This is a genomic window from Streptomyces rhizosphaerihabitans (assembly GCF_025399795.1).
GTDB lineage: Bacteria > Actinomycetota > Actinomycetes > Streptomycetales > Streptomycetaceae > Streptomyces > Streptomyces rhizosphaerihabitans.
Genome location: NZ_JAODTZ010000003.1, coordinates 140,190 through 166,134, shown reverse-complemented (window position 1 = coordinate 166,134; position 25,945 = coordinate 140,190). Strand labels below are relative to the sequence as shown.

Genomic DNA, 25,945 nt, shown 5'->3' with positions numbered 1-25,945 from the left:
ATGAGTGCTGTACAGGAAAAGCTGACCGGTCTGCTCGTCTCCCAGCTCGGCGTGCCCGCCGCGAAGATCGAGCCGGACATCTCCTACAAGGATCTCGCCCTCGACTCGCTCGCGCTGATCGAGCTGACCATGATCATCAACAGGGAGCTGGGGGTCGACCTCACCGACGACATACTCCAGGGCGAGACGACCATAGAGGACACCGTCGAGCTCATCGAGTCCCAGGGCGTGCGCGCGTGACCCACCCCTCCAAGGGGGCCGTGGCGATCACAGGTGTCGGACTCGTGACCGCCGCCGGCCTCGACACGCGGACGAGCTGGGAGCGGGTGTGCTCCGGCCGGCCGACCGCCGCCTCCGATCCCGGACTCGCCGGTCTCCCGGTCGACTTCTCCTGCCGTGTGCCGGGCTTCGACGCTGGTGCGCTGCTCGGGCCGGGCAACGCCTGGCGGCTGGACCGCTTCACCCAGCTGGCCATCGTCGCCGCCCGCCAGGCGGTGGCCGACGCGGGGCTCGACCCGGAGAGCTGGGACGGCACCCGCGTGGGCGTCATCGTCGGCAACTCCCTCGGCGGTACGGGAACGTGGGAGCAGCAGCACCGCAGGTTCCTGGAGGACGCGCCCAAGAGCGTCTCCCCGCTGATGATCCCCATGGGGATGTCGAACATGGTCGCGGGCCACATGGCCATCGACATCAAGGCGTTCGGACCGAGCATGGTCACCGCCACCGCCTGCGCGTCCGGCTCCAACGCCATCGGCCTGGCCCGGGACCTGCTGCGGTCCGGGACCTGCGACGTGGTGCTAGCCGGTGGCGCCGAGGCCGCCTTGACGCCCGCGACCATCACCGGCTTGACGCGGATGGGCGGGCTCTCGGGGCGGCGGGACGACCCGGGCGCCGCGTCCCGGCCGTTCGACGCGGCGCGTGACGGCTTCGTCGCGGGGGAGGGCGCCGGGATCCTCGTACTGGAGCGGCCCGAGGACGCCCGGGCGCGCGGTGCCTCGGTCTACGCCAACGTGATCGGCTTCGGCTCCTCGACGGACGCGTACCACGCCACGGCGCCGGACCCGAGCGGAGCCGGGATGGAGCGCGCCCTGCGCGCCGCCCTCGCCGATGCGGGTGCGGGGACGGACGAGGTGGACCACGTGAACGCGCACGGCACCTCCACCCCGCTCAACGACGTCGCCGAGGGCCGTGTACTGCGCCGGGTCCTGGGCGAGCGTCCGCTGGTCACCTCGACCAAGGGCGTCACCGGGCACGCGCTCGCCGCCGCGGGCGCCATCGAGGCGGCCTTCACCGCGCTGGCGCTGCGCGATGGCGTGGTCCCGCCGACGGCCAACCTCACCGAGCTCGACCCCGAGATCGACCTCAACGTCACGTCGGGCAAGGCGGCGGAGGCCGACCTGGAGGTCGCGGTGAGCACATCACTCGGTTTCGGCGGCCACAACGCCGCACTCGTATTCGCGGCCGTCTGAAGACAGAAGGAGGAAAGGTGCGCCTGAGAAATCTGGGCAACACGGGAATCAAGATCGGTGGCGTCGGCCTCGGGTGCATGGGCATGAGCTGGCTCTACCAGGAGTCCGCCCGGGACGACGAACGCTCCATCCGGGTCATCAACGAGGCACTGGACCTCGGCGGGAACCTGCTGGACACGGCCGATCTCTACGGAGCGGGCCACAACGAGACGCTGCTGGGCAAGGCCGTCGCGGGCCGCCGGGACGAGGCGGTCGTCGCGACGAAGTTCGGCATCGTCCTGGACGACCTCCAGCACCGGGCGGCCCACCGCGACAACTCACCGGCCTATCTGCGTACGGCGGTCGAGGCCAGCCTGCGACGGCTGGACATCGATGTGATCGACCTCTACTACGTCCATCGCATCGACCCCGCCGTCCCGCTGGCCGAGACCTGGGGCCTGATGGCGGAGCTGGTCGAAGAGGGCAAGGTGCGCTGGCTCGGCCTGTCCGAGGCCACCGTCGCCCAGGCCCGCGACGCACACGAGATCCACCCGGTGACCGCCGTCCAGTCCGAACTCTCGCTGTGGACACGCGACGCGCTGGAGGGCGAGTCGGGCGGGATGGTCGGCTGGTGCGAGAGCGTGGGGGCGAGCTTCATCCCGTTCGCGCCGCTGGGCCGCGGCTTCCTCACCGGGACGCTGCACGCCGGCCAGTTCGAGGACAGCGACTTCCGCACCGCCAACGCGCGCTTCCACCGCACCGCGATGGAGGCGAACCAGCGCATCGTCGATGTGATCCGGGAGGTCGCCGACCGCCGTTCCGTCACGCCCGCCCAGGTGGCAATCGCCTGGACGCTGGCGCAGGGCGACCGGGTCGTGCCGATCCCCGGCACGAAGAACTCCCGCTATCTGCGGGAGAACCTGGCCGCGGTGGAGGTCCACCTCACCGAGGAGGACCTGGCCGACCTGGCCGCGCTGCCCGCCGCCGTCGGAAGCAGGTACTGAGCGCATGAGCGACGACACCCGGTCCACCGGGAGCGGGCCGAGGCATGCCAGGCCTGTCCGGATCGCGTTCTTCGACGTCGACGAGACGCTCATCGACACCAAGAGCATGTTCTCCTTCCTGGAGTTCCACCTCGCCGATCCGGATCGCTACCGAGCGGCCGCGGGCGAGCTGACGCGAGCGGCGCGGGCCGGCGTGCCCCGCGAGGTGACCAACCGCGCCTACTACCGGAACTACGCGGGGATGGAACAGGCCGCCGTCGCCGAGAGCGGGCGCCGCTGGTTCGCCCGCGAGCGGCAGCGGGACGGCTTCCTCCACGAGGAGGCCGTACGGGAGCTGCGCCGGCTCCGGGCCGAGGGGTGCGAGGTCGCGCTGGTCTCGGGGTCGTTCCGGGCCTGCCTCGACCCGATCGCGGAGCACCTCGGCGCCGACCACATCCTGTGCGGCGAGCCCGAGGTGGCCGCGGGCCGGTACACCGGCGAGGTGCGCGGCGCGATGATCGGCGAGGCGAAGGCCACGGCCGCCCGCGCGCTGATGAACCGGTCGGGCGCACGTCCCGAGGACTGCGTGGCGTACGGCGACCACGCGTCGGATCTGCCCCTGCTGACCTGCGTGGGGGGTGCGGGGGTGGTCGGGGACGACCCGGTGCTCGCCGAACACGCCGATCGGTTCGGCTGGATCCGGTTGCCGGGGACCGGCGGGTCCGCAGCGGTGGCACAGGGGTCCGCCGCTGCGGACCCGTCCAGGCACCCTTCCTCCTCCTCTCCGGCAGCCTCACCCACCCCACCCGCCCCATCGGCTCCAGCCGCGTCGAGCACGGAGGAACTCAACTATGCGACTCGGTAACGGGCTGGGGATCAGGGCCGTCAGGACCTGTCTGCCAAAGACCGTCGAGACCGCCCTGGACGCCGTCGCGCGGGGCAGGATCGCAGAGGACGACCTGACGAACACCGGCGTCACGGAGGTCCCGGTCTCGGGAACGGTCTCGGCGCCGGACATGGCGGTGGAGGCGGCACGCGGCGCGCTCGAAGCGGCGGGCTGGGACGGCGCCGACCTCGGTTTCACCACGCACGCCTGGATCCATCACCAGGGTCACGACTTCTGGTCACCCGCGCACTACGTGGCGCACCGGGTCGGCGCGGTGCGCGGTGTACCGCTGGGCATCCAGGTGATGTGCAACGGCGGCGGCACCGCGCTGGAGGCGGCCGCGGCGCGGCTCCTGGCCGACAGCACCACCGGCACCGCGCTGGTCACCACCGGCGACCGTTTCCCCGACGAGGGCTTCGACCGCTGGGCGGGCGACTACGGCGTGTTCTACGGCGACGGGGCGACGGCGATCCTGCTGCACGAACGCGACGACTCCCTCGACGAGTTCACGCTCCTCGGCCTGTCCAGCGCCGCCGTCTCGGCGGCCGAGGGACTGCACCGCGGCCGGGACGAGTTCACCCCGGCGAGCCGGTGGAACAGCGACCGGATCGACGTCAAGCGCACCAAGAAGGCGTTCATCAACGATGTCGGCCTCGACGGCTTCTACAGCGGAGTGCACGCCGCCCTGCGCGGCATCGTCACGACCGCGCTGGAGGAGGCCGGCATCGACGCCGGCGACCCCCGCATCCGGGTTCTCGCCCTCCCCAGGGTGGGCATCAAGGTCCGCCGCGAGACGTACCACCCGGCGGTCGAGGGCCTGACCAAGGCAAGGATCGTCGAACTCGGCAACCGGACAGGCCACTTGGGGGCCGGCGACATGGCGGCGAACCTGACGGACATCCGGGAGCGGGAACTCCTCGCGCCGGGCGAGATCGCCGTCACCATCTCGGCGGGCGGGGGCTTCGGCTTCACCTGCGCGGTCGTCGCCCGGCCCGCCCGCTGACCCCACTCGTACACCTGCCCCCACTCGTACACCTACCCCCCATCAACTCCCCCCATCAACCCCCTGGAAGGGGACGTTTCATGAGTACGGCTCGTCCGGACACCGGTCGCGGCAATCCGACACTGACGCTCGTCGCGGTCTGTCTCGCCGTCCTGGTCCTGCCCGCCTCGCTGACCGGTACCTCCGTCGCGCTTCCGGAGATCAACTCCGATCTGCACGTGGGGCTCGCCTCGCTGCAGTGGGTGGTCAACGCCTACAACCTCGCCTTCGCCTGCTTCATGCTGGGCTGCGGATCGCTCGCGGACATCGTGGGCCGACGGCGGATGTTCGCCGCCGGTACCGTCCTGTTCGGCCTGTCGACCCTGGTCAGCGCGGTGACGTCGAGCATCACGGTGCTCGACGTGGCGCGTGCGCTGGCCGGGCTCGGGGCCGCGGCGGTGATGACCTCGGGCGCCGCGATACTGGCCACGACGTTCGAGGGCGCAGCCCAGGCGCGGGCCTTCGCGATCCTCGGCTCGTCGGCCGGCGCCGGCCTGGCACTCGGCCCCTCGACCGCGGGTCTGCTCGTCAACACCTTCGGCTGGCGTTCGGTGTTCTTCTCGCACCTGGTCATCTCGGTGCTCGTGCTCGTCGCGGTGCCGATGATGCCGGAGTCGAGGAACCCCGCTGCGACGAAGGTCGACTGGGCCGGCACCACGACGTTCACGCTGTCCCTGTTCTGCCTGATGTACGCCATCGTCCAGGGGCCGCAGCAGGGCTGGACGAGCGGTGGAACGCTGCTGCTGTTCGCCGCGGCGGTCGCACTGATGGCACTGTTCGCCGTCGCCGAACTGCGGCAGCGTCAGCCCATGATCCAGCTCTCGCTCCTCAAGCAGGGCCGCTTCATGGCGGTTTCGCTGATCCCCGTCGCGCTGTCCTTCAGCTTCGTGTGCCTGCTGGTGCTGCTGCCCACGTACTTCACCGGGGTCGCGGGGATGAGCACGAACGCCTCGGGCGCCACGATGATGCTGCTCACCCTGCCGGTCCTGGTGGTTCCGCTCGTCGTCAGCAAGCTGGTCAAGAACGGCGTGTCCACCCGGCTCATCCTCACCCTGAGCCTCGTGGTCGCCGCGGTGGGCGCGGGCTGGCTCACCCTGATCGACCCGGACGTGACGCTCGTGGCGCTGGCCGGTCCGCTGCTCCTGCTCGGCATCTCGATGGGCATGACAGCCGGCCTGGTGGACGGCGCGGCGATCACCTCCGTGGAGCCGGCGCAGGCGGGTGCAGCCGCCGGCCTCTTCAACACGATGCGCCTGGCCGGTGAGGCGTTCGCCATCGCCGTGATGAGCGCCGTGCTGCTCAACTCGACGCGCTCGCACATCTCCGACGGCCTGTCCGCAGTCCGGGGCGCGAACGGCGTCGACGCGGGCAACATGGCCGACCGCGTGATCGGCGGCGACACGGCCGGGGCGGTCGACGCCGTCACCGGTTCCGCCCGCTCCGGCTTCCGCGACCTGCTCGCCGACAGCTACACCGACGGTCTGCACCAGGTGCTGTGGGTGGTCGTCGCCATCTGTGCCGCGAGCGCCGTGCTGGTGAGCGTGATGCTGCGCGAGCGTGTCCAGCCGGCCGCGGCCGCCGAACCCGCCGTCGAGAAGGCGGCCGTATGACCGCCCCCGCGGACGCCCTCCCCGTCCTGGTCGCGGGCGCGGGACCGGCCGGGCTCACCGCGGCGACCGAACTCACCCGGCGCGGTGTACCGGTCCGCTGCGTGGACAGGGCCGACGGCCCCAGCACGCTGTCGAAGGCGCTGGGCCTGTGGCCGCGGACCGTCGAGCTGATGCACCGGGTCGGCGGGCAGGAACTGCTCGCCACCCGCGCGCTGCCCCAGTCGCAGATGCGGTACTACTCCGACGGGAAGGTCATCGCCGACCTCCGCTACAAGCCGGCGACCCGGCCGCTGATCTGCCCGCAGCCGGACATCGAGGAGGTCCTGCGGACCAACTTCGCCTCGGTCGGCGGCGCCGTGCGGTGGCGGACCGAACTGCTCGGCTTCGACCAACTGGACGACCGGGTGCGTGCCCGGCTGCGCCACCCGGACGGCACCGAGCACGAGGAGGAGTTCGCGTACGTCATCGGGGCGGACGGGGCGAGCAGCACGGTCCGCGGCCGGCTCGGCATCGGCTTCGAAGGATCCACGTACGAACTGCGGTTCGTGGTCGCGGACGTGATGGTCGACACCCACTTCGACCACCGCATGACGCACTACTTCTGCTCACCACGAGGCATTCTGGTGGCCTGCGGCCTGCCGGACGGCCGCTGGCGCGTGTTCACCTCGGCGCCGCCCGGGGTGAACCAGGAGGACGTCGACCTGGCCATGGTGCAGAGCCTGGTCGACGAGCGTGGGCCCGGCGGCATCCGGCTTCGCGACCCCGACTGGATCAGCGTCTTCAACGTGCACGCGCGGCATGCCGACACGACACGGGACGGCAGGGTCTTCCTGATCGGGGACGCCGCGCACATCCACAGCCCGGCCGGCGGGCAGGGTCTCAACACCGGTGTCAACGACGCCCACAACCTGTCCTGGAAACTCGCCCTCGTCTGGCACGGACACAGCGCCGAACGACTGCTCGACACCTATGTGAGCGAGCGCGGGGACGCGGCGCGCGCGGTGGTGCGCCAGGCAGACGTGCAGACGAAGCTGTGGTTGTTGCGCAAGGGCCACCAGGTCCTCCTGCGCGACAGTCTGCTGCGTGTCGCGTCGGGCCTGCGGCTCTTCGACCTGGCGTACATTCCGTGGCTCGCCGGTCTGCGGACGAAATACCGGACCGAGCCCTCGGCCGGAAAGAAGACGGCCGGGTTCGTGCCCGGCGCGCTGGTGCCGCAGCCGCTGCGGAAGGAACTCGACGATCTGCGCCACACGTTGATCCTGACGGGGTCGCGGGACGGGTCGGCGCGGGAGCTGACACGGTGGTGCGAGGACCGGCTCGGCGCGGTGCTCGACGTCCGCACCGGGGCGACCCGCGGAAAGCCCGCGCTCGTGCTCGTCCGGCCGGACGGTCACGTGGATTCGATCGCCAGGGACGCCCCCACGATGCGGGCACGACTGACGGACCTGTTCCGCCCCCTGCTCGGTGCCGGGCAGGACGAACAACGGAAAGTGAAGGAACACACCGTATGAGCCTCATTCCGGAAAGCCACCGGGACCTGCTGGAGCGGCCGCTCTTCGGCCATCTGGCCACGATCCGGGCGGCGGGCGACGGTCCGCAGGTGAACCCCATGTGGTTCTCCTGGGACGGAGAGTACGTCCGCTTCACCAACACGACGGTCCGCTACAAGTACAAGAACATCACGGCCGACCCGCACGTCGCGGTGTCGGTCAACGACCCGGAGCAGCCCTACCGTTACCTGGAGATCCGCGGCGAGGTGGTGCGGATCGACGACGACTCGTCCGGCGAGTTCTTCGCGCAGCTCGCGGAGCGGTACGGCATGAAGCTGGACGGCCCGCCGCCGGACGTCGCGCACCGCATCGTGTACGTGGTCAAGCCGACGGCGGTCAGCCACCAGTGAACCGGGGGCCTGAGGCCGCACCAGTGAACCGGTCGGCCTGAGGCCGGCCCACGGTGACCCGCCGGGCCGCGAAGGCCGGCTCCCGCCGGCACCTTCGCGGCCACGAGGTCAGTTCCCGCCGACCTCGGCGGCCGCGAAGTCCGAGACCAGGCCGGTGCGCGCGCCGAGCGCGATGAGCCGGTCGAGCGCCTCGCGGTGCTGCGCCGCGTCCACACTGGCGGTGGCGTCGGAGACGACGACCACGTCGTAGCCCAGGCGCAGCGCCGTCGCGGCGGTGGCGGCGACGCCGTGCGCGGTGGACAGACCGGCGATCACGACCTGGGTGACGCCTTCGCGGCACAGGCGGTCGTGGAGGTCGGTGCCCTCGAAGGCGTCGAGGCCGTGCTTGGTCACCAGGCTTTCACCGGTACGCGGTTCAAGACCGGGAACCAACTGATTGGGGGCGGCGTCGACGCCGCCGTCGGCGCCGTCGGCTCGTACGTACCGGACCAGGACGACGGTCGAGGAGCCGGTGCTCGCGAAGTGCTCGCGCAGCCTTCCACAGGCCTCGCTCACGGCATCGCCGTCGGCCGGCTGCCACGGCATGTCGACGATCCACCGTTGCAGATCAACCAGGACAAGTGCCGTGCGTGCGCGGGTCATTCAGTTCCCCCAGGACGGATGATCAGCGGTCCACCGCACCCTACCAAGGGGAAAACAGAGCCCGATGGAGAGGCCAATCGCGACGCAGGACGGCCTGCGACTGTGGACGGAGACGTTCGGCAGCCGCCGCGATCCGGCGGTGCTGCTGGTGATGGGCGGCACGGCGCCGGGCATCGTGTGGCCGGACGAACTGTGCCGGCTGATCGCCGCGGACGGGTACTTCGTGGTGCGCTACGACCACCGGGACACCGGCAGATCGGGGAAGTCCGACGGCGAGTACGACCTGTCGACGCTGGCCGCGGACGCCGCTGACGTGATCGTCGGGCTCGGGCTGGGCTCGGCGCATGTGGTGGGCCAGTCCGTCGGCGGCATGGTGGCCCAGCTGCTCGCGCTCGACCGGCCCGAACTCGTCCGGTCGCTGGTGCTGTTGTCCAGTTCCCCGGACGCGAACGGCGATGTGCGGCTGCCGCCGCGCACCGGGCTGCCCGGTCCGCGCCCGCCGATGCTGGAGCGGGCCGCGCGGCTCACCGCCTGCCCGCCGCGGGGGCCCGAGGAGTGCCTGGCCGCGGCGGTCGACGGCTGGCGGGTGCTGGTGGGGGCCGCCGTGCCGTTCGACCAGGCCTACTGGGTGGACCTGGTCCGGCGCGTGATGGCCCGCGGCCATGAGCCCGACACCTCCTGGCGTCACACGGCGGCCCTGGACCGCACGCCCCCGCTGACCGGTCGGATCGCCGCCCTCGACGTGCCGACCCTTGTCGTGCACGGCGAGCAGGACCCGGTCCTTCCGCTGGAACACGGCGAGGAACTGCACCGGGTGATCCGTCGCGCGCGCCTGTGGCGGATCGCCGGCATGGGCCACATCTTCCCGCCGCACTGGTCGTCGACCATCAGGTCGCTGGTCGTCGACCACCTGCGCCGGACCTGACTGCCGGATCCCGCTCCCCGGCACGGCCGTCGGACACGAATCGCGTACGAAGGAGACTGTGATGCGTCATGCAACCGGCAGGGCCGCTCTCTGGCACGCGCGGCCGAGAGCGCACGTGGGCGCGGCGTCGGGCGGCTGCTCCAAGACCGAGGCGCACGGCCACACCCCGCTGCCGCCCGTCCCGGAGCCCGGCGGCGGAGTCCCTCACCTGTCTGCCGCCGACGGCGCGGTCCCGTCGTCCCGCGAACCCCTCGCGTCTTCGTCGGCCGAAGCCGGAGGTCCGGACGCAGAAAGCGATTTCCTCCAGGCGCTGCGCAGCCGGCGCCCTTCTTACCGCCTTGACGAGGTGTCCTTCTCGGATCCGCTGACGGCGGCGATTTCCCGGTTCACGGGCACTGCGTGAGCGCACCTGTCCGTGCCGGGAATCCGGAGACTTCGAAGCGGTCGGGAACTCGTTACAAGCCCATCACTCCCGCGAAACGACCGTCATGGCAGGGAATTCCCTCGCCATCGAACAGCCGTGGAACATCGTGTGAGGAATTCCGCACCGAACCGTCACAGGTGCACACCGGGACCTGGAGGGTCGCCCTCCGCCAGGTATCCGGAACCGCTCCCGCAGCCCTCACCTCGGCGGGTGCGGACCGTGAGCGGCCCGGACCCGCCGTGTGAGAAATCGAACAAGGTGGAACTCCCGGGCCGCCTCCGGTGTCGTTTATGGTGGCAACCGCACGGCTGAGGGGTCCCCTTGCACACGTTCCAGCAATGGCGCGGAGCGCGGCATCGGGAGGCCGTGCACACGCTTACGGGGGATGGCAAGAACTGCATGGCGCGAACAGAATTCGTCCCATTGCCAGGCGCCGCCGCGCCTGGCATCGGGAACAACTTCGGGATATTGGGAACACTCTCCGCACGCGTCGCCGGCAAAGAACTGGTAATTGATTCCGGGAAGCTCCGGGTGCTGCTGGCCGCGCTGCTGCTGCGGGCCGGTTCGGTGGTCGACAACGACCGTCTCGCCGACTGGCTGTGGGACGAGCGCAAGCCGTCGAACCCGCGCGGAGCACTCCACACGTACGTACGACGGCTGCGGATGCTGCTCGGTGACGCCGGCCTGGTGGAGACGGCGGCCGGCGGCTACCGGATCGACGTGGCCGACGGGGAGTTGGACCTGACGCGGTTCCGCCGGCTGGTGCGTCAGGCGCAGCAGGCGGAGACGCCGGAGGAGCGGACGCGGCTGCTGGCCGACGCGCTGAGCATCTGGCGGGGCGCGCCGCTCGCGGACATCCCGTCGGACGCGTTACGCCGTGACGAGTCCCCGGCGCTGGAGGACGAGCGGCTCGGCGCGCTGGAGGCGTACTTCGAGACCGAGCTCCACCTCGGCAGGCACGCGCAGCTGGTGAAGGAGCTGCGCACGGCGGCCATGGACAACCCCCTGCGGGAGAACTTCTGGAGCCTGCTGATGCTGGCTCTGTACCGCTCGGGGCGGCAGGCGGAGGCGCTGGACATCTACCAGCAGGCCCGCCGCGAACTGGTCGAGCAACTCGGCGTCGAGCCCGGCGAAAGGCTGCGCGCCCTGCACGCCGGCATCCTCGAATCGGACCCTGCGCTCGCGGCCCCGCACGGGCCGCGCCTCGGCGCCGTCACGGTGCCCGCGCAACTCCCGCCGCTGGCCCTGGGGTTCGTGGGCAGGGGTGATGTCGTCGGCCGGATCGAGACGATGCTTCCGCCGGCTCCGGACCGTACCGGCGTCCCCGTCGTGGTCCTGTCCGGGCCGCCCGGCGTGGGCAAGACGGCGCTCGCGGTATGGCTCGGCAGCCGGGTGCGGGGCGCCTTCCCGGACGGACAGCTGTACGTGAACCTGCGCGGCTACGAGCAGGGCGGGGCGCACGCGCCGCTCCCGCCGGACCAGGTGCTCTCGCAGTTCCTGCGCAGCCTCGGCGTGCCCGCGGAGCAGATCCCGGTCGACCCGGTCGAACAGGCCAACCTCTACCGGTCGAAGCTGACCGGGAAGAGTGTGCTGGTGGTGCTGGACAACGCGTCCAGCGTCGAGCAGGTGCTGCCGCTCATCCCCGGTGACGCGGGATGTTCCGTACTGATCACCAGCAGACGGCAGTTGCGCTCCCTCGCGGTCACGCACGGCGCCCAGGTGATCCGGGTCGGCACGCTCAGCGCGCAGGAGTCGGCCGAGCTGGTCACCGGCATGCTGCGGCAGGCCGCGGTGGCGATCGAGCCCGAAGTGGTACGCGAAGTGGCCGCCCTGTGCTCGTACCTGCCGCTCGCGCTCCGGATCGCCGCGGCCAACCTGATCGGCGCCCCCGGCGGGCAGACCGAGGACTACCTGGAGAGTCTGCGGCGCGGAAACCGCCTCGCAGCCCTCTCCGTCGACGGCGACACGACCTCCGCCGTCTCCACGGCCATCGCTCTGTCGTACGACGCACTGACCCCGGACGACCGCGCTGTCTTCCGCCTGGCCGGGCTCTTCCCCGGCTCCGACTTCACACCGGCCGCCGTGTCGGTGCTCGCCGACATCAGCGAGGCGCAGGCACGGACCGGCCTGAGCCGCCTGGAGACGGCGAGCCTGTTGCAGCAGCCCGCCCCCGGCCGCTACCAGTTCCACGACCTGCTGCGCGAGTACGCGCAGGGCCGCGCGCTCGTCGAGCACTCCGCCCGGGAGCGGGCCGAGGCCCTGGAGCGGCTCGGCCAGTGGTATCTCGCGGGCGCCTGCGCCGCGGCCGACGTCCTCTACTCGGAATTCGTGCGGCTCGCCCAGCCGGAGCGGCCGAAGGCGACCTTCGACGCGCCGCATTTCCCGAACGAGAGCCACGCGACGGCCTGGCTGCTGGCCGAGCGGCGCAATCTGATGGCCTGTGTGCGCCACTTCGGCACGCACGGCCCGCACCACCTGTCCTGGCATCTGGCCGACGCGCTGCGCGGCTTCTTCTGGACGGGCAAGTACCGCACCGAGTGGCGCGAGACGACCAGCATCGGCCTGTCCGCCGCCGAGTCCCTCCACGAGGAGCGCGGCATCGCGGCCATGCACCGCAGCCTCGCCAACCTCCACAACACGCTGGGCGACTACGAGCGGGCCATCGCGCACCAGGAGAAGAGCCTCGCGCTGCACGACCGGCTCGGCATGGCCGAGGAGGTCGCGGCCACGCTCAACAACATGAGCCTCGCCCACCTCAGCCTGGGCCGGGGCGCGCAGGCGGAGGAGGCCGCGCGGCGGGCGCTCGACGTCGCGTCCACCATCCGGTCCCCCCGGCTGGAGGCCAGCACCCAGGGCCTGTTGGGGTTCATCCACTGGACGCGGGGAGACATGGCGCGCGCCACCGAGTGCCTCACGGCGTCGCTGGCCACCGCGGGCAGCCTCGGTCTGCACCACATCAGCTCGTACAGCCTGCGCAACCTGGGCCTGGTGCGCCAGGTCACCGGGGAGCCGGCCGAGGCGCGGTCCTGTTTCGCGCGGGCGCTGAAGGTGTCCGAGTCCATCGATTCCTCGTACGACAGAAGCATCTCGCTGTATGGGCTCGCCCTCGTCGACCTGGACCTCGGCCGGCACGAGAGCGCGCTCGACTCGGCGCAGCGGGCGCTGAGTTCCTTCCAGGAATGCGGGGACCGCACCTACGAGGTGGAGACGCTGTGCCTCCTCTCGGCCATCAGCACGGGTCTCGACGCGCTGCCGGAGTCGGCCCGTTACGCGGCCACGGCGCTCGACGGCGCCCGGCAGATCGGCTACGTCGCCGGCGAGGCGTACGCGCTGGCCCGCATGGCCGTCACCGACGGGCTGCTGGGCCGCGAGGACGCGGCCGGGCACGCCGAGGAGGCCCGCTCCCTCGCCGAGGGGGGCGTGAACCACATCGCCCGCAGCAAGGTCCTCCTGGAACTGGCCCCGCTCTACCTGAGTCTGGGCGACCCGCACCGCGCGAAGGAGTGCGCACAGCTGGCGCTCGTCCTGTCGCAGCCGACCGCACAGCGGCTGAACATCGCCAGGGCCAAGCACGTCCTGGGCACCGTCGCCACGTTCGACGGCGACCACCCGCGGGCGCGAGCGTACTGGACCCAGGCCCTGGAGGCGTTCACCGAGATCGGCGTCGCCGAGGCCGACCACGTACGCGCACGGCTCGGCACCACACCCGCCACACCACCACAGAACGGGAGGACGGCATCGTGAACACCCTTGTCGCGGAGGCGGGTCGCGTATCCCTGAAGCGGGACCGGCTGCGGCCGTTGGCCGCCGCCTCCATCGGCAATGCCATGGAGTGGTTCGACTGGGCCGCGTTCGTGACGTTCGCCGCGCTGCTCGGCCCGCACTTCTATCCGGCGGGCGACGCGACCACGAACCTCCTGCGGACCCTGTCGGTCTTCGCCGTCGGGTTCCTGTTCCGACCGCTCGGCGGGGCGCTGATCGGTGCCTACTGCGACCGCCGCGGTCGCACCACCGCACTGCGGCTGTCCCTGCTGATGATGGCGGGCGGCAGCCTCCTGATCGCCATCTGCCCGCCCTACCGGACGGTCGGCGTACTGGCCCCGGCGCTGCTGGTGGTCGCCAAGGCACTCCAGGGGCTGTCCGCGGGCGGCGAGGGCGCGGCGATGAGCACGTACGTGAACGAGATCGCGCCGGGCGGGCGCCGCGGCCTGTACTCCAGCGCCGTCTACGTCAGCACCACCCTCGGCACCCTCGCGGCGACCCTGCTCGCGCTCCTCCTGCGCAACACGCTCACCCCTGCCCAGCTGGGAACCTGGGGCTGGCGTGTTCCCTTCGCACTCGGCGCGCTGCTCGCCCTGTACGGCTGGTACCTGCGCGGCCGGATGCGCGAGACGCCCGTCTTCGACGCGGTGCGGGAGCGGTCGCACCACCCGGCACGGCAGGTGCTGCGCACACACCCGCGCGCCGCCGCCCGCGTGGTCGTCTTCACCCTGGGTGCGACCGTCGTCTACTACACCTTCGCCTCGTATCTGCCGCTGTACGCCCAACTCCAGTACGGGATACCGGCGAACGCCGCGCTGAAGGCCGCCGTCGTCGCGCAGGTGGTGTTCATGGCCGCGCTGCCGCTGTTCGGCATGGCCGCCGACCGGTGGGGGCGCCGTCCGCTGCTGCTGGTGTTCGGCTGCGGGTTCGCCTGCCTGTCCCCGCTGCTCTTCGGGCTCCTGTCGGGTTCGGCCGTGCGGCTGGGCGCGGTGATGACGGCGGCGCTGCTGCTGTTCGGCTGCTACGCGGGGGCGGCACCGTCGGCGACGCTGGAGATGTTCCCGACGTCGCTGCGGTCGAGCGGCGTCGGACTGCCGTACGCGCTGACGGTGGCCCTGTTCGGCGGCACGGCGCCCTACCTGATCGAGTACCTCGCCGCGCACGGCCACGCCGGCTGGTACCCGTGGTACGTGGTGGTGCTCTGTCTGATCAGCACGGTGTCGTTCTTCCGGTACCGGGAGACCAAGGACGTGGACCTGGCGGCCGTCGGAGAGGGGTAGGCGCGTCGCCCGCGCCGCAGGACTCCCGGGGGCGGCGCCCCCGGGAGCCGGTCCGGGGGCCTGATGCGGTGGGCCGGGGTCAGGGAGCCGTGGGGACGCCCCGCAGCTCACGCTTGAGGATCTTGCCCGTGGCGTTGGTGGGCAGCTGGTCGCGGAACTCCACCTGGCGCGGGTACTTGTAGCCCGCCATCCGGTCCCGGCACCACGCGCTCAGCTCCGCCTCGGAGAGTTCGGCGCCCGGGGCGAGGACCACACAGGCCTTGACCTCCTCGCCGTGGGTGGCGTGCGGCACGCCGAGGACCGCCACCATGCGCACGGCGGGGTGGGTGAGCAGGACCTCCTCGATCTCCCGCGGGTAGACGTTGAAGCCGCCGCGGATGATCAGGTCCTTGGTGCGGTCGACGACGTAGAGCCATCCGTCGGCGTCCCGGCGGGCCAGGTCACCGGTACGGAACCAGCCATCGCGCAGCACCTCGGAGGTCGCCTCGGGGCGCCCGTAGTAGCCCTTCATGACGTTGTGTCCGCGTACGACGATCTCGCCGACGGCCTCCGGACCCTTCACCGGCGTACCGTCCTCGGCGATCAGGTCCACCTCCACGCCCCAGACCGGGCGGCCGACGGAACCGGCGCGCGCCGGCTCGCCACGGGGTGTGAACGTCACCGCCGGACTGGTCTCGGACAGGCCGTACCCCTCCAGGACGGTGACCCCGAAGCGCTCCTCGAAGCGGCGGTGGATCTCGACCGGCAGCGCCGAACCCCCGGAGCCGGCGATCCGCAGGTTCGCGGCGATCTCCGCCCGTTCCGCCTCGGGCACGTCCTCCGCGAGCAGTGCCCCGTACATGGTGGGGACGCCCGCGAAGAAGGTGACGGCGTGACGCCGCATCAGGGCCAGGGCCGAACCCGCGTCGAAGCGCGGCATCAGCACAAGTGTCGCGTGAGCGGCGAGCCCCGCGTTCATCTGCACGGTCTGGCCGAAGGAGTGGAACAGCGGCAGGGCGATCAGATGGACGTCCTGCTCGGCCTCGCCGAACATCTTGTGGCAGGCCAGCACGTTCAGCGCGAGGTTGGCGTGGGTGAGTTCGGCGCCCTTGGGCCGGCCGGTGGTGCCGGAGGTGTAGAGGATGACCGCGGTGTCGTCCGCTTCGGTGGCGACCGTCTCGAAGTCGGCGCTCCGGCCGGCCAGCGCCGACGTCAGGGTCCGCGCGCCCGGGATCGGCGACGTCTCGGTGGGGGCCGCGGTCAGCAGGAAGAAGTGGTCGCAGCTCTCCGTCCCGTCGAACGCGTTCCAGCCCTCCCGGCCGATGGGGAGCTCGGAGGTGCCCTCGAAGCAGAAGTACGCCTTGGCCTCGGAGTCCGCGAGGTGATAGGCGATCTCACGGCCCTTCAGAAGCACGTTGAGCGGGACGACCACCGCGCCGGCCTTGAGGATGCCGTAGTAGACGACCGGGAACGACGGAAGGTTGGGGCAGGACACGGCCACCTTGTCGCCGGGCTCGATGCCGCGCGAGCGCAGCAGCCCGGCCACCCGGCGGGCGGCGGTGTCCAGCTCCGCGTACGTCATCCGCAGGTCGCCCAGGACGACCGCCGTACGGTCGGGCACGGCGCGGGCGCTGTTCTCCAGCATGACGGCGAGGTTGAGCATGGGCTGTTCTCCGTGGGGTGTTGACGCGGATCGGGGCGGGCCGAACGGGCTCAGCCGCGCAGGGCTGAGGCGAACAGGGCGGGCAGCCGCAGGACACCGGGCGCGGCGGTGAAGCGGGTGAGGCGCTTCACGGTGGTCAGGGCCGTGCGGTTGGTGACGAAGTACGGGGGGCGCGGGGTCAGCGACGGGTCTCCGGTGACCAGACCGCGCGGTGCGGGCGTGAACGGGGCGCGCAGCACGGTCTTCTCGATGTCCTCGCCCCGGAGCATGAACGCGTTGTGCACGAAACCGATGCCGCTGCCGATCTCCTGCCGGGAGTGGCCGGGGAAGGCGCCCCAGGGGGTGAAGCCGAGCAGAAAGCCCACCGCGGACCAGCAGTTGACGCCCAGGGTGCCGTAGCGCAGGTCCGCGATGGCGGCCTCCACCGCCGCCCGGTCCGACCGCTCGGTCCTCGGGTGCACGATGAGGGTGGCACCGAGGGTGCCGGGGAGGCGGTCGTTGGCGAAGTCGACGGCGTTGCGCAGGAACGCGGCCGTGGTCGCGCCGGGCAGCCGTACGACGCCCAGTGCGCTGGCGAAGACCTCGTCATTGACCAGGACGTCGTCGGGGCCGGTGACGTCGGGGACGAGGAGGCGGCAGCCGTCGCCGTACCGCTCCGCCCGCGGGTGGGCCGCGAGAACGGCGTCGAGGCGGTCGCGGGCCCCGGGGTAGTAGTCGGCGCGGGACGGTAGCGCGCGCAGCACCCGGCGGATCTCGTTCAGCAGCCTCTCGGTGCCGTCCCAGTCGCGCGGTACGACGAGGATCTGGCCGGCGATGCAGTTGTGGCCGGAGTTGTTCATCTTGCTGGTGACGATGTGCTCGGCCTGGAAGCGGAAGTCGGCGTCGCTCCACGGGCCGGGAGCGACGACGCACGGGCTGACGCCGCCGAGTTCACTGCTGAAGGGCTTGGAGACCAGGGGCCGGTCGTCGTGCCGGCGCCGCCCGGCGTCCTCGCCCGTCCCCCAGACGATCGCGTCGTGCGTACGGTCGCTGCCGGTGACGTGGATCGCGTCGACGCCCTCGTGATGGGCGAGGTAGCCGCCCTCGGCCGCGCCGCCGTCTACGAAGCGGACCCAGCCGCGGGTCACGAACTCCGCGAAGACGTGCTCGAAGTGGGGTCGCAGATAGGCGTTGACGGGGTTCATCTTGGCGACGACGACCTGGCCCTCGACGTAGAGCTTGTGCAGGATGTCGAGCGCGGTGATGGCGGCGACGTTGCCGGCGCCGAGCACCAGGGCCACGGCCGAGGGCTCCGGCCTGCCCCGGTACGCGTCCGCCGCGCGGTCGCGTGTCTCGGCGGCGGTGACGCCCGGCCGCATCCACACCTGGGCGGTGAAGCGGTTGAGCAGCAGCCGGTCCCAGCCGGTCGCCGGGAACACGTCGACGCGGGTGCGGCCTGCCGTCTCCCGCACGGCCTTCGGCGCGAGTGGTTCGCGGCCCGCGGCGAGGCGTCGCAGCACGTGCAGATACGCCGCCGCGTTCTGCGCGAGCGCCCAGGGACCGCCGCTCCAGTCCTCGGCGGCCCACGGGGAGCCGGGATCGTAGCCCTTGGCGCGGGCACCGGCCGCGGCCAGCTCGGCCGCGCCGGAGTCCACCCGGCGCAGCAGCCGTTCGAGCAGCGCGATGCGTTCGGTGAGCGGGGCGGCGGACCAGGACGCGGCACCGCCACGCAACTCGGCGACGGCCCGGTCCAGGCAGGAGGTATCGAGGGCGCTGGGGTTCACGTCGTTCCTAGCGATAGGGGGAGCGGAGAGAGGGAGGGGAGGGGCGAGGGGAGACGCGGGTGCGGCACGGCCCCCTCGTTCCGTGCCGTACCCGGCGTCGGCGTACGCAACGGCCGGTCAGACGGGTTGCAACGGGCTGTCGTGGTCCGGGGCGAGAGGGCCGGAGTGCCGGGCGGACAGCAGGCGGGCGTCGCGGGCCGGGTCGATCAGCGTGACGGCGGCGGTTCCGCCCAGCAGGAGCAGGACTCCGGTGATCAGGAGAGCCTCCCGGTAGCCCGCGGTCCCGTGGGTGTCCACGAGGTGCCCGACCAGGGTCGGGGCGATCAGACCCGCGGTGGTCACCACGGCGTTCATGATGCCCAGCGCGCCGCCGCGGCGGTCGGCCGGAGCCAGCTCGGCGACGGTGGTGGCGGCGACGCTGCCCATCGCCCCGGCGCAGCCGAATCCGGCGACCAGGAGGACGACCGTCGTGGCACCGGCCGGTGCGGCGGGCAGCGCGAGGCACGCCGCGGCGGCGATGAGCAGCAGGACTCCGCCGACCCCGCCGCGCGCCCGTCGGCTCGAAACCCCGCTGCGCAGCAGCCATCCGGTCACGCCGGCCTGACCGAGCACCACGACGCCGCTCAGTCCCCAGACCAGCATGAGCAGCCGGGCGGACGCGGCCGATGAGTACCCCAGGCCGTCGTGGAGGAAGGACGGGAGCCAGACCAGGCAGAAGGCGATCACCCAGTAGGTGCCGAAGTACGCGGCCGTGGCACCGATCCAGGTGCGGGTCGCGAGGATACGGCGGTACGGCGTCCCGCGCGCGGCGCCGCCCGTCCCGGTCGCGGACTTCACCGCCGCGGCTCCCTCGGCCGCACGGTCGGCGTCGGGGCCCGCACCGGGAACGGGGCCCGCACCGGTGTCGAGGCCCATACCGGTATCGGGGCCGTCGGCCGGGACCGGCGCCGGGGTCTCGTCGTCCCGAACCGCCGCGTAGGGCCCCTCTCCGCCGAAGGGGATCCACAGCAGCGCCCACACGGCGCCCGCGACCGCGACCACCGCGACCGCGGTGCGCCAGCCGTGCTGGTGGATGACCCAGGTCAGCACGGGGGCGGCGACCAGGACGCCCAGGGTGATCCCCAGCACGATGAGCGCCCCGGGCAGGTTGCGCCGGCGGTCGGGGAACCAGGAGAGGGTGGTCTGCTGGGCCACCGGGAACGCCGGCCCTTCGGCCGCGCCCAGGAGAACGCGTGAGGTGACGAGCACCGCGAGCCCTCCGCCCAGGACCAGCGGAGCCTGGGACAGGGACCACAGGACGGCCATCGTGAGCAGCAGCCACTTGGGCCGTACGCGGTCGGCGAGCAGCCCCACAGCGGCGCCGCAGACCGAGAACAGCAGGAAGAACGCGCTGTTGGCGAGCCCGAAGGCGGACGCGGACAGGCCGAGGTCCTCGCGGATGGGGTCGGCCGCCAGGCCCAGTACGGACTTGTCGGCGAAGTTGACCATCATGAAGACGACGAGCAGCGCGGTGACGGTCCACGCACGGCGGCGCCGGTCAGGTGGTGTCTTCGCACGGCCGGCGGGCACAGCGGGTACGGCGTCGGTGTCGGTCACAGGGGCTCCGCGGGAGAGGGCGGGTCGGGAACGGGCGGGGCAGGTCCGGCCGAGGTCCTCAGGACAGGCGTTCGCCGGTGATCGCGATGCGCTCCATGACGCGGCGCTGCGGGTAGTAGTCGTTGATCGCGTAGTGCTGCGTGGCGATGTTGTCCCAGATCGCGACGGAGCCGGGCTGCCAGCGGAAGCGGACCTGGTACTCGGGGATACGGGCCTGGAGCACCAGGTCGTGGAGCAGCTCACGGCTCTCGGTCTCCGACAGGCCGGTGATCCGGGTCGTGAAGGGCTCGTTGACGTAGAGCAGCTTGCGGCCGGTGCGCGGGTGCCGTACGACGACCGGGTGCTCGACGGGCGGCAGGTTCTCCCGATGCGCCGCGATCTGGCTCTCCGTCATCTTCAGGCCCCAGCTGGGCACCCAGTTGTGCACCGCGGTGAGTCCCTCGATACGGGCCTTCGTCCGCTCCGGCAGGTTGTCGTACGCGGCGCCCATGTCCGCCCAGAGGGTGTCGCCACCCGCGGCGGGGACCTCGACGGCCCGCAGGACCGAGCCGAGCGCCGGTGCGGCCATGAAGGAGTGGTCGCTGTGCCAGATGTTCTCGGTGCCGACGGCCATGGCGTCCTTGGCCAGGCGCGAGACACCGGCGGTGTCGCCGGCGGGGAAGAACGGGTTGGGCTCCGGCGCCCCCCACACGCCGGCGAGCGCCAGCTGGGAGCTCGGGTCGAACGAGTGCTGGTCACGGAAGAAGATCACCTTCCACTCCAGCAGGGCCTGCGTCAGCTCCGTGGCGAGCTCTTCGCCGATCGGGAGCGAGAGGTCGACGCCGGCGATCTCCGCGCCGATGTGCGGGGTGAGCGGACGGATGTCCATCAGGCGGTACTCGGCCGGGGCGACGCCGGGCGCGGTGCGCTCCAGCACTCGCTTTCCGTAGTGCATCAGAGGCTTGTCGAGGGTGGGCGCGGGAGGGGTGACGACGCTGTCCATGGGCTCTCCAGAACGACAACCGGGATTTCGTTACCGGAAGTATCGTTATTGAGGTGCCGGGTGGCAAGGGTCTGGTGCGATCGTTGTGGACGGGCTGTCCGGCGGGGTCGTGGCCGGTGTGAACGGGGCCGTCCGGCGGGTTGTGGCCGGTGCGAACGGGGCGGTCCGGCGGGCTTGCGGCTGGTGTGGAGGGAGCGGTTCGGCGGGGGCCGCGGCGGTCAGGAAGCCGAGCCGACCGCGCGGGCCACGAGGTCCACCAGGGTCTCCACCAGCCGGGTGTCGAGCGGTTCCTGCTCGCTGATCAGCCGGAAGAGCAGCGGCGCGGCGACCAGGGTGGCCGCGGCCCGGACATCGGTGTCGGGGCGTACGTCACCGCGCTCGATGCCGCGTTCGAGGATGTGCCGGGTCTCGCTCGTGATCCGCTCGGTGTACTGCACGTACTGCGCCCTGCCCGTGCCCGCCTCGGCCGCCGCGCCGATCAGTCCCGCGATCAGCCGGGCCGACCCCGGCAGCCGGTACGCCTCCAGCCGGGCCGTGAGGATGACGCGCAGCTCGGCGCGGAAGTCGCCCAGGTCGGGCACCGACAACTCGCCGATGCGGCTCTCGGCGGCGGCGATGATCAGGTCCTGCTTGGTGGGCCAGCGCCGGTAGATGGCGGGCTTGCTCACCCCGGCCCGTGCGGCGACGGCGTCCATCGTGAGCGCCCCCATGCCCTGTTCGACGACCAGGTCGACGACCGCGTTCAGGACCGCTCCGGTGACCCGCTCCTCGCGCGGTCGCCCCGGTCCCCGCTCCGTCCCCCGCGTCCGCGCACCCGTCATGCCCCGAGCCTACGGGGACCGGTGTCCCTCCCCGGGAGGAGGGCTCGCGCGGAACATCCTGCTCGGAGGGTAGGAGGGGCGCCTCCGTGGGCACCATGCGTCTATGCGCGTCAACGGCGACGCGGGTCTCATCAGTCATGAGGAGGGGTCATGAACCGTCAGATCCGGATTCGCGTCAACCGTCGGCCCGCCGCTCCGCGCGAGATGCCGATCGACCGCAGGACGCCGTCAGGACGTCTGCTGCCGTACTGATCCACGTACTGGCCCGCTGGTACTGACTCGCGCGCACTGGCCCGCCGGTCTGATGACCCACCTTTACTGATCCGCGCGTACCGCGTCACGCGTCGCTCCTGCGGGCTCGGCCGTCGCTCGGCCGTCGGCGCAGGGGCGCGCGCCGCCGGACCCGCAGGGGCGCGCCCGCGGCGGCCGAGCCCGCGAGAGGTCGGTCGTCCGCTCGTCACCCGGAAGCCGGCCGTGTTCGCCGCGGGCGCCGGCATGGTGGCCGCGTCCCGGTCCGGGTGCGCGGGCCGACTCGTCGGGCGGCTGCGGCGCGGTCGTCGCGGAGGGCAGGGCGGCGCTGCGGGACCGGCCCTGCCGCATGGCCGCGCCGGGCTAACGACCCAGTGCCGCGCCGCCGTTGATGTGCAGGAGCTGGCCCGTCATGTACGCGGCCTCAGGTGACGCGACGTACCGGATGGCGGCCGCGATCTGTGCGGGGTGGCCGGGCTGTCCGGTGAGGGACTGGGCCACGCGGGTGGCGACGAACTCCGGCGTGGCGCGGTCCCCGAAGAACTCGGTGTCGCCGACGAAGCCGGGAGCGACCGCGTTCACGGTGATGCCCTCGGAGCCGACGCGCTGGGCGAGATCGTAGGTATAGGTGTTGATCCAGCCCTTGGATCCGCCGTACGAGCCGGGGCCGCGCAGCGAGGCGATGGAGGAGAGCTGCACGATGCGGCCGCCGGGCCGGCGCAGGTGGGGGAGCAGCGCCTCGGTGAGCAGGACGGCGGTCAGGACGTTGGCGTCGAAGTTGCGCCGGTAGCTGTCGGCGACGGAGGCCAGGCCGCCGTCGTGCGACACGGCGGCGTTTCCGCCCGCGTTGGCGACCAGGACGTCCACCGGGGTGTCGTCCGCGATGATGAACTCCCGTGCCGCTCCCACCTGTTCGGGGTCGGTCAGATCTGCGGCATGCCAGGACGCGGTCTCCTGGCCGTATCGCTCGTTCAGCCCGTCGGCGGCCTTGCGCAGGACGTCCGCGCGGCGGCCGATGAGCACCACCCGGTCCCCGTCCGCGGCGAACACCTCCGCGGTCGCCAGGCCGATTCCCGTACCGCCTCCGGACACCACCACACGCCGTCCGCCCATGTCCGCCCCACCCGTTCTCGATATTCCTGGATATGAATCTCGGTCAGGTACAGATACAGATGGGGAGGCTACGGAGCGCCTGAGGCAGCGTCAAGTGCGCGGACCGGCCCGTCGGTTGACCGCCCGGAGCTACAGGGGCGACTGCCAGGTGACGCTCGTACCGGCGTCGCCCGAGCCGGCGTCGCCCACGCCGCTGCCGTCGTCGTCCGCGTCCTCGGAGGTGCCGTTCGGGTCACCGTCGTCGTGGACGGTCAGCCGGACGCCGGGGCGGCCGTCCTGCAGTGTCACCGTCACATCGACGGCGACCTCGATCCGCGACACCCCGGGGCGTCGCGAGGCGGCGGCCAGCGCGCGCCGCAGCACCGCGAGCAGCTGACCGGCCACCGGCTCCGTGAGCCTGTTCTCCACCGGACCCGTGAACCGGGTGGACGGCTGGATGCCGAGGACCGCCGCCGCGCCCGCCGTCTCGCGCAGCACCTTGCCGCGGAACGTGGTGGGGGCGTCGGCGGGCGGCTGCTGCAGCGCGAAGATCGCGGTGCGCACCTCCTGGACCGTGGCCTCCAGTTCGTCGACCGCCCGGCCGAGGGCCGCGGACACCTCTTCGGCCTCGCTGTCGCCGCCCTCGCTGTCCTTGGCCCCGCTGTCGCCGGTGCCGCGCCCGGCGTTCCTGCGTTGTGTGGACTCCAGCATCATGCCGGTCGCGAACAGGCGCTGCACGACCAGGTCGTGCAGGTCCCGGGCGATGCGGTCCCGGTCCTCGTACACCGCGAGGAGTTCACGGCTGTGCCGGGCGTCGGCGAGGACCAGGGCGAGCGCGGCCTGCGAGGCGAACTGGGTGGCCAGCAGGCGTTCGACCTCCGTGTACGGGCGGTCGCCCCGGCCTCGCGGCAGGGCCAGCGTGCCGATGAGACGGCCCTCGGTCTGCAGGGGCAGCATCATGCTCGGCCCGAACCGGGACCGTACGTGGGTCGTCATCCGCGGGTCGGTCGCCGAGTCGTCGATGAACACCGGCTCCCCACCCAGGAGCTGTTCGAGGAGGGGGCTGCCGGGCGCGATGGTGGTGCCCACGATGCCGTCGGGGTCCTCGTGGGTGGAGGCGACCACGATCTCCATGCCGCCCTCGTCCGTGGGCTTGAGGATGAGGCCCGCCGAGGCGTCCGCGAGAATCCTGGCGCGTTCGGCGACCGTCAGCAGTGCGTCGGCGTCGGTCCCGCCGCTGAGCAGGGCGGTGGTGACGGCGGCGGCGCCCTCGATCCAGCGCTCCCGCTGCCGGGCCGTCTCGTACAGCCGGGCGTTGGCGATCGCGATGCCGGCCTGTGTGGCGAGCAGGCGCACCAGCTGTTCGTCCTCACGGGTGACGGGCCCTGAGGACTTGTCCGCGAGGTAGAGGTTGCCGAACACCTCGTCGTCGACCCGGATGGGGACGTCCAGGCAGATGTCGGACTCGGGGGACTCGGGGGACTCGGAGGGGGCGAGGGACTTGAGAGGCTCGGGGGAGCCGGGGGACTCGGGGTGAGGGCCGGACTCCCCCGTGTGCGGCTCCCTCGTGTGCGGCTCCGCCGTGCGGATGTGCACCAGCCCGTCCCGTCCTGGGTCCCTCATCCTCAGCGCCGCGTACCGGGCCCCCGTCAGCTCGGCCGCGGCGTCCACGATCCGCTGGAGGGTGGCGCGCAGTTCGAGTTCGGTGCCGACACTGAGCACCGCTTCGAGAAGCGGCGGGAGTCCTGGCACGGGGGAGGCCATGCGAGGCCTTCGGACGCCTGGACCCGGACGTCAGTTCGCCAGCGGGTCCAGGACCATCGGCTCGATCTTGCCCTCCAGCATGTAGCCGAGCCCCTGGACGGCACAGACGTCGGGCCGCTCGGCGATGTGGACGGGCATACCGGTCGCCTGCCGCAGCATCTGGTCGAGCCCGGGGAGCAGAGCGCTGCCGCCGACCATCATGATCCCGCGGTCGCCGAGGTCGGCCACCAGATCGGGCGGGCAGGACCGCAGCACCTTGCCGATGCCGTCCAGTACGGCGGTCAGCGGCGTCTCGATCGCCAGGCGTACGGCGGCGGTGTCGACCTGCACGGAACGGGCCAGGCCGGTCGCCACGTCCCGCCCGTGGATCTCGGTCAGGGTCGGGCCGTGCGGGGTGAGCCCGTTGCCGGAGAGGGCGAGCTGCAGGGGCCGTACGGCCTGACTCGGCAGCATCAGCTCGTGCTGGTGGCGAAGGTGCTGCACGATCGCGTGGTCGACGGCCTCACCGCCGACCGGGATGCGCTCGGCGGTGACGATCGAGCCCAGCGAGAGCACGGCGAGCTGGGTCGCGGCGGCCCCGCACACCATGACCATGGTGGCCTCGGGCCGCTCGACGGGAAGTCCGCAGCCGACCGCGGCCGCGATGAGTGTGTCGACGAGCTCGACCCGCCGCGCCCCGAGCCCGACCAGCGTCTCGATCGTGGCGCGCTGGGCCAGCGGGCCCGCGTCGTGCGGGGTGCAGGCCGCGGCGCGCAGCCGGGGCTTGCGGCGCAGGGTGCGCCGGACCTTGTCCCCCAGGAGCTGGCGCAGCATCCGCTGCGCCATGTCGATGTCGACGACGGTGCCGCCGGACACCGGGCGCACCACCCGGATGTACTCGGGGGTGCGGCCCGTCATCCGCTCCGCGAACTCCCCGACCGCGATCAGCGCGCCCGTCTTCGTGTTGATCGCGGCGACACTCGGCTGGTCGACGACCAGGCCCGCACCCCGCACCCACACACGGGTCCTCGCCGCGCCCAGGTCGACGGCGAAGTGACAGCGGCGCAGCTGCTCCAGATTGGCGGTCATGGCAGGTCCTCCCGAGAGCGCAGACCGTGGGGCTCCGCCGGGCGGCGGTCCTCTCTCGCATCCTGC

General features: G+C 72.1%; 20 protein-coding genes. 11 read left to right on the top strand and 9 right to left on the bottom strand.

All coding sequences use genetic code 11. The features are described from left to right. The 8 genes from N4G66_RS04270 (at window position 1) to N4G66_RS04235 (ending at window position 7,869) form a co-directional block, all read left to right on the top strand. The gene (locus N4G66_RS04270; protein ID WP_261702572.1) at window positions 1-240 is read left to right on the top strand and encodes an acyl carrier protein; all 240 of its coding nucleotides are present in this window, start codon (window positions 1-3) and stop codon (window positions 238-240) included. Beyond that, window positions 237-1,469, top strand: a complete 1,233-nt coding sequence (locus tag N4G66_RS04265; RefSeq protein WP_261702571.1) for a beta-ketoacyl-[acyl-carrier-protein] synthase family protein — start codon at window positions 237-239, stop codon at window positions 1,467-1,469. The genes N4G66_RS04270 and N4G66_RS04265 overlap by 4 nt, the downstream gene beginning before the upstream one ends. A 17-nt stretch (window positions 1,470-1,486) precedes the next feature. Beyond that, complete coding sequence (locus N4G66_RS04260; protein WP_261702570.1) at window positions 1,487-2,452, top strand: aldo/keto reductase; 966 nt, start codon at window positions 1,487-1,489, stop codon at window positions 2,450-2,452. Between the two features lie 4 nt (window positions 2,453-2,456). Then, the gene (locus N4G66_RS04255) at window positions 2,457-3,296 is read left to right on the top strand and encodes an HAD family hydrolase (protein ID WP_261702569.1); all 840 of its coding nucleotides are present in this window, start codon (window positions 2,457-2,459) and stop codon (window positions 3,294-3,296) included. Continuing rightward, window positions 3,283-4,320 (top strand): 3-oxoacyl-ACP synthase, encoded by a 1,038-nt coding sequence (locus N4G66_RS04250; protein WP_261702568.1) that lies wholly within the window; start codon window positions 3,283-3,285, stop codon window positions 4,318-4,320. The genes N4G66_RS04255 and N4G66_RS04250 overlap by 14 nt, the downstream gene beginning before the upstream one ends. An 80-nt stretch (window positions 4,321-4,400) precedes the next feature. Then, window positions 4,401-5,969: an MFS transporter gene (locus tag N4G66_RS04245; protein ID WP_261702567.1), complete on the top strand. Its 1,569-nt coding sequence runs from the start codon at window positions 4,401-4,403 to the stop codon at window positions 5,967-5,969. Beyond that, window positions 5,966-7,480 (top strand): FAD-dependent monooxygenase, encoded by a 1,515-nt coding sequence (locus N4G66_RS04240; protein ID WP_261702566.1) that lies wholly within the window; start codon window positions 5,966-5,968, stop codon window positions 7,478-7,480. Before N4G66_RS04245 ends, N4G66_RS04240 begins: the two co-directional genes overlap by 4 nt. Then, complete coding sequence (locus tag N4G66_RS04235; RefSeq protein ID WP_261702565.1) at window positions 7,477-7,869, top strand: PPOX class F420-dependent oxidoreductase; 393 nt, start codon at window positions 7,477-7,479, stop codon at window positions 7,867-7,869. The genes N4G66_RS04240 and N4G66_RS04235 overlap by 4 nt, the downstream gene beginning before the upstream one ends. Before the next feature lie 108 nt (window positions 7,870-7,977). Here the strand turns inward: N4G66_RS04235 and N4G66_RS04230 are convergent, their stop codons facing one another. Then, window positions 7,978-8,511, bottom strand: coding sequence for a cysteine hydrolase family protein (locus tag N4G66_RS04230; RefSeq protein ID WP_261702564.1), 534 nt, complete (start codon window positions 8,509-8,511; stop codon window positions 7,978-7,980). Between the two features lie 64 nt (window positions 8,512-8,575). On the opposite strand from N4G66_RS04230, the gene N4G66_RS04225 reads away from it, so the two are divergent. From N4G66_RS04225 to N4G66_RS04215, 3 genes are all read left to right on the top strand, one after another. Further along, entirely contained in the window at window positions 8,576-9,436 is an 861-nt protein-coding gene (locus tag N4G66_RS04225; protein ID WP_261702563.1) for an alpha/beta fold hydrolase, read from the top strand. Window positions 9,437-10,328: 892 nt separating this feature from the next. After that, window positions 10,329-13,604, top strand: coding sequence for an AfsR/SARP family transcriptional regulator (locus N4G66_RS04220; protein ID WP_261702562.1), 3,276 nt, complete (start codon window positions 10,329-10,331; stop codon window positions 13,602-13,604). Then, window positions 13,601-14,902: an MFS transporter gene (locus tag N4G66_RS04215; RefSeq protein WP_261702561.1), complete on the top strand. Its 1,302-nt coding sequence runs from the start codon at window positions 13,601-13,603 to the stop codon at window positions 14,900-14,902. The genes N4G66_RS04220 and N4G66_RS04215 overlap by 4 nt, the downstream gene beginning before the upstream one ends. Window positions 14,903-14,981: 79 nt before the next feature. Here the strand turns inward: N4G66_RS04215 and N4G66_RS04210 are convergent, their stop codons facing one another. From N4G66_RS04210 to N4G66_RS04175, 8 genes are all read right to left on the bottom strand, one after another. Beyond that, window positions 14,982-16,544 (bottom strand): long-chain-fatty-acid--CoA ligase, encoded by a 1,563-nt coding sequence (locus N4G66_RS04210; protein WP_261702560.1) that lies wholly within the window; start codon window positions 16,542-16,544, stop codon window positions 14,982-14,984. 50 nt (window positions 16,545-16,594) lie between these two features. Further along, window positions 16,595-18,307, bottom strand: a complete 1,713-nt coding sequence (locus tag N4G66_RS04205) for an aldehyde dehydrogenase family protein (protein WP_261702559.1) — start codon at window positions 18,305-18,307, stop codon at window positions 16,595-16,597. A 117-nt stretch (window positions 18,308-18,424) separates the two neighbouring features. Next, window positions 18,425-19,903 (bottom strand): MFS transporter, encoded by a 1,479-nt coding sequence (locus tag N4G66_RS04200; protein ID WP_261702558.1) that lies wholly within the window; start codon window positions 19,901-19,903, stop codon window positions 18,425-18,427. A gap of 58 nt (window positions 19,904-19,961) precedes the next feature. Further along, entirely contained in the window at window positions 19,962-20,885 is a 924-nt protein-coding gene (locus N4G66_RS04195) for a TauD/TfdA dioxygenase family protein (protein WP_261702557.1), read from the bottom strand. A gap of 218 nt (window positions 20,886-21,103) precedes the next feature. Beyond that, complete coding sequence (locus N4G66_RS04190) at window positions 21,104-21,706, bottom strand: TetR/AcrR family transcriptional regulator (protein WP_261702556.1); 603 nt, start codon at window positions 21,704-21,706, stop codon at window positions 21,104-21,106. 612 nt (window positions 21,707-22,318) lie between these two features. Next, complete coding sequence (locus N4G66_RS04185; RefSeq protein ID WP_261702555.1) at window positions 22,319-23,068, bottom strand: SDR family NAD(P)-dependent oxidoreductase; 750 nt, start codon at window positions 23,066-23,068, stop codon at window positions 22,319-22,321. A gap of 129 nt (window positions 23,069-23,197) precedes the next feature. Further along, window positions 23,198-24,811 (bottom strand): GAF domain-containing protein, encoded by a 1,614-nt coding sequence (locus tag N4G66_RS04180; RefSeq protein WP_261702554.1) that lies wholly within the window; start codon window positions 24,809-24,811, stop codon window positions 23,198-23,200. Window positions 24,812-24,841: 30 nt separating this feature from the next. Continuing rightward, the gene (locus N4G66_RS04175) at window positions 24,842-25,879 is read right to left on the bottom strand and encodes a rod shape-determining protein (RefSeq protein ID WP_261702553.1); all 1,038 of its coding nucleotides are present in this window, start codon (window positions 25,877-25,879) and stop codon (window positions 24,842-24,844) included. Window positions 25,880-25,945 lie beyond the last annotated feature (66 nt).

Coding starts and splice junctions, on each gene's coding strand:
- N4G66_RS04270 (WP_261702572.1), top strand. CDS start 1: ATGAGTGCTGTACAGGAAAAGCTGACCGGTCTGCTCGTCTCCCAGCTC.
- N4G66_RS04255 (WP_261702569.1), top strand. CDS start 2,457: ATGAGCGACGACACCCGGTCCACCGGGAGCGGGCCGAGGCATGCCAGG.
- N4G66_RS04250 (WP_261702568.1), top strand. CDS start 3,283: ATGCGACTCGGTAACGGGCTGGGGATCAGGGCCGTCAGGACCTGTCTG.
- N4G66_RS04245 (WP_261702567.1), top strand. CDS start 4,401: ATGAGTACGGCTCGTCCGGACACCGGTCGCGGCAATCCGACACTGACG.
- N4G66_RS04240 (WP_261702566.1), top strand. CDS start 5,966: ATGACCGCCCCCGCGGACGCCCTCCCCGTCCTGGTCGCGGGCGCGGGA.
- N4G66_RS04235 (WP_261702565.1), top strand. CDS start 7,477: ATGAGCCTCATTCCGGAAAGCCACCGGGACCTGCTGGAGCGGCCGCTC.
- N4G66_RS04230 (WP_261702564.1), bottom strand. CDS start 8,511: ATGACCCGCGCACGCACGGCACTTGTCCTGGTTGATCTGCAACGGTGG.
- N4G66_RS04225 (WP_261702563.1), top strand. CDS start 8,576: ATGGAGAGGCCAATCGCGACGCAGGACGGCCTGCGACTGTGGACGGAG.
- N4G66_RS04210 (WP_261702560.1), bottom strand. CDS start 16,544: ATGCTCAACCTCGCCGTCATGCTGGAGAACAGCGCCCGCGCCGTGCCC.
- N4G66_RS04195 (WP_261702557.1), bottom strand. CDS start 20,885: ATGGACAGCGTCGTCACCCCTCCCGCGCCCACCCTCGACAAGCCTCTG.
- N4G66_RS04190 (WP_261702556.1), bottom strand. CDS start 21,706: ATGACGGGTGCGCGGACGCGGGGGACGGAGCGGGGACCGGGGCGACCG.
- N4G66_RS04185 (WP_261702555.1), bottom strand. CDS start 23,068: ATGGGCGGACGGCGTGTGGTGGTGTCCGGAGGCGGTACGGGAATCGGC.
- N4G66_RS04180 (WP_261702554.1), bottom strand. CDS start 24,811: ATGGCCTCCCCCGTGCCAGGACTCCCGCCGCTTCTCGAAGCGGTGCTC.
- N4G66_RS04175 (WP_261702553.1), bottom strand. CDS start 25,879: ATGACCGCCAATCTGGAGCAGCTGCGCCGCTGTCACTTCGCCGTCGAC.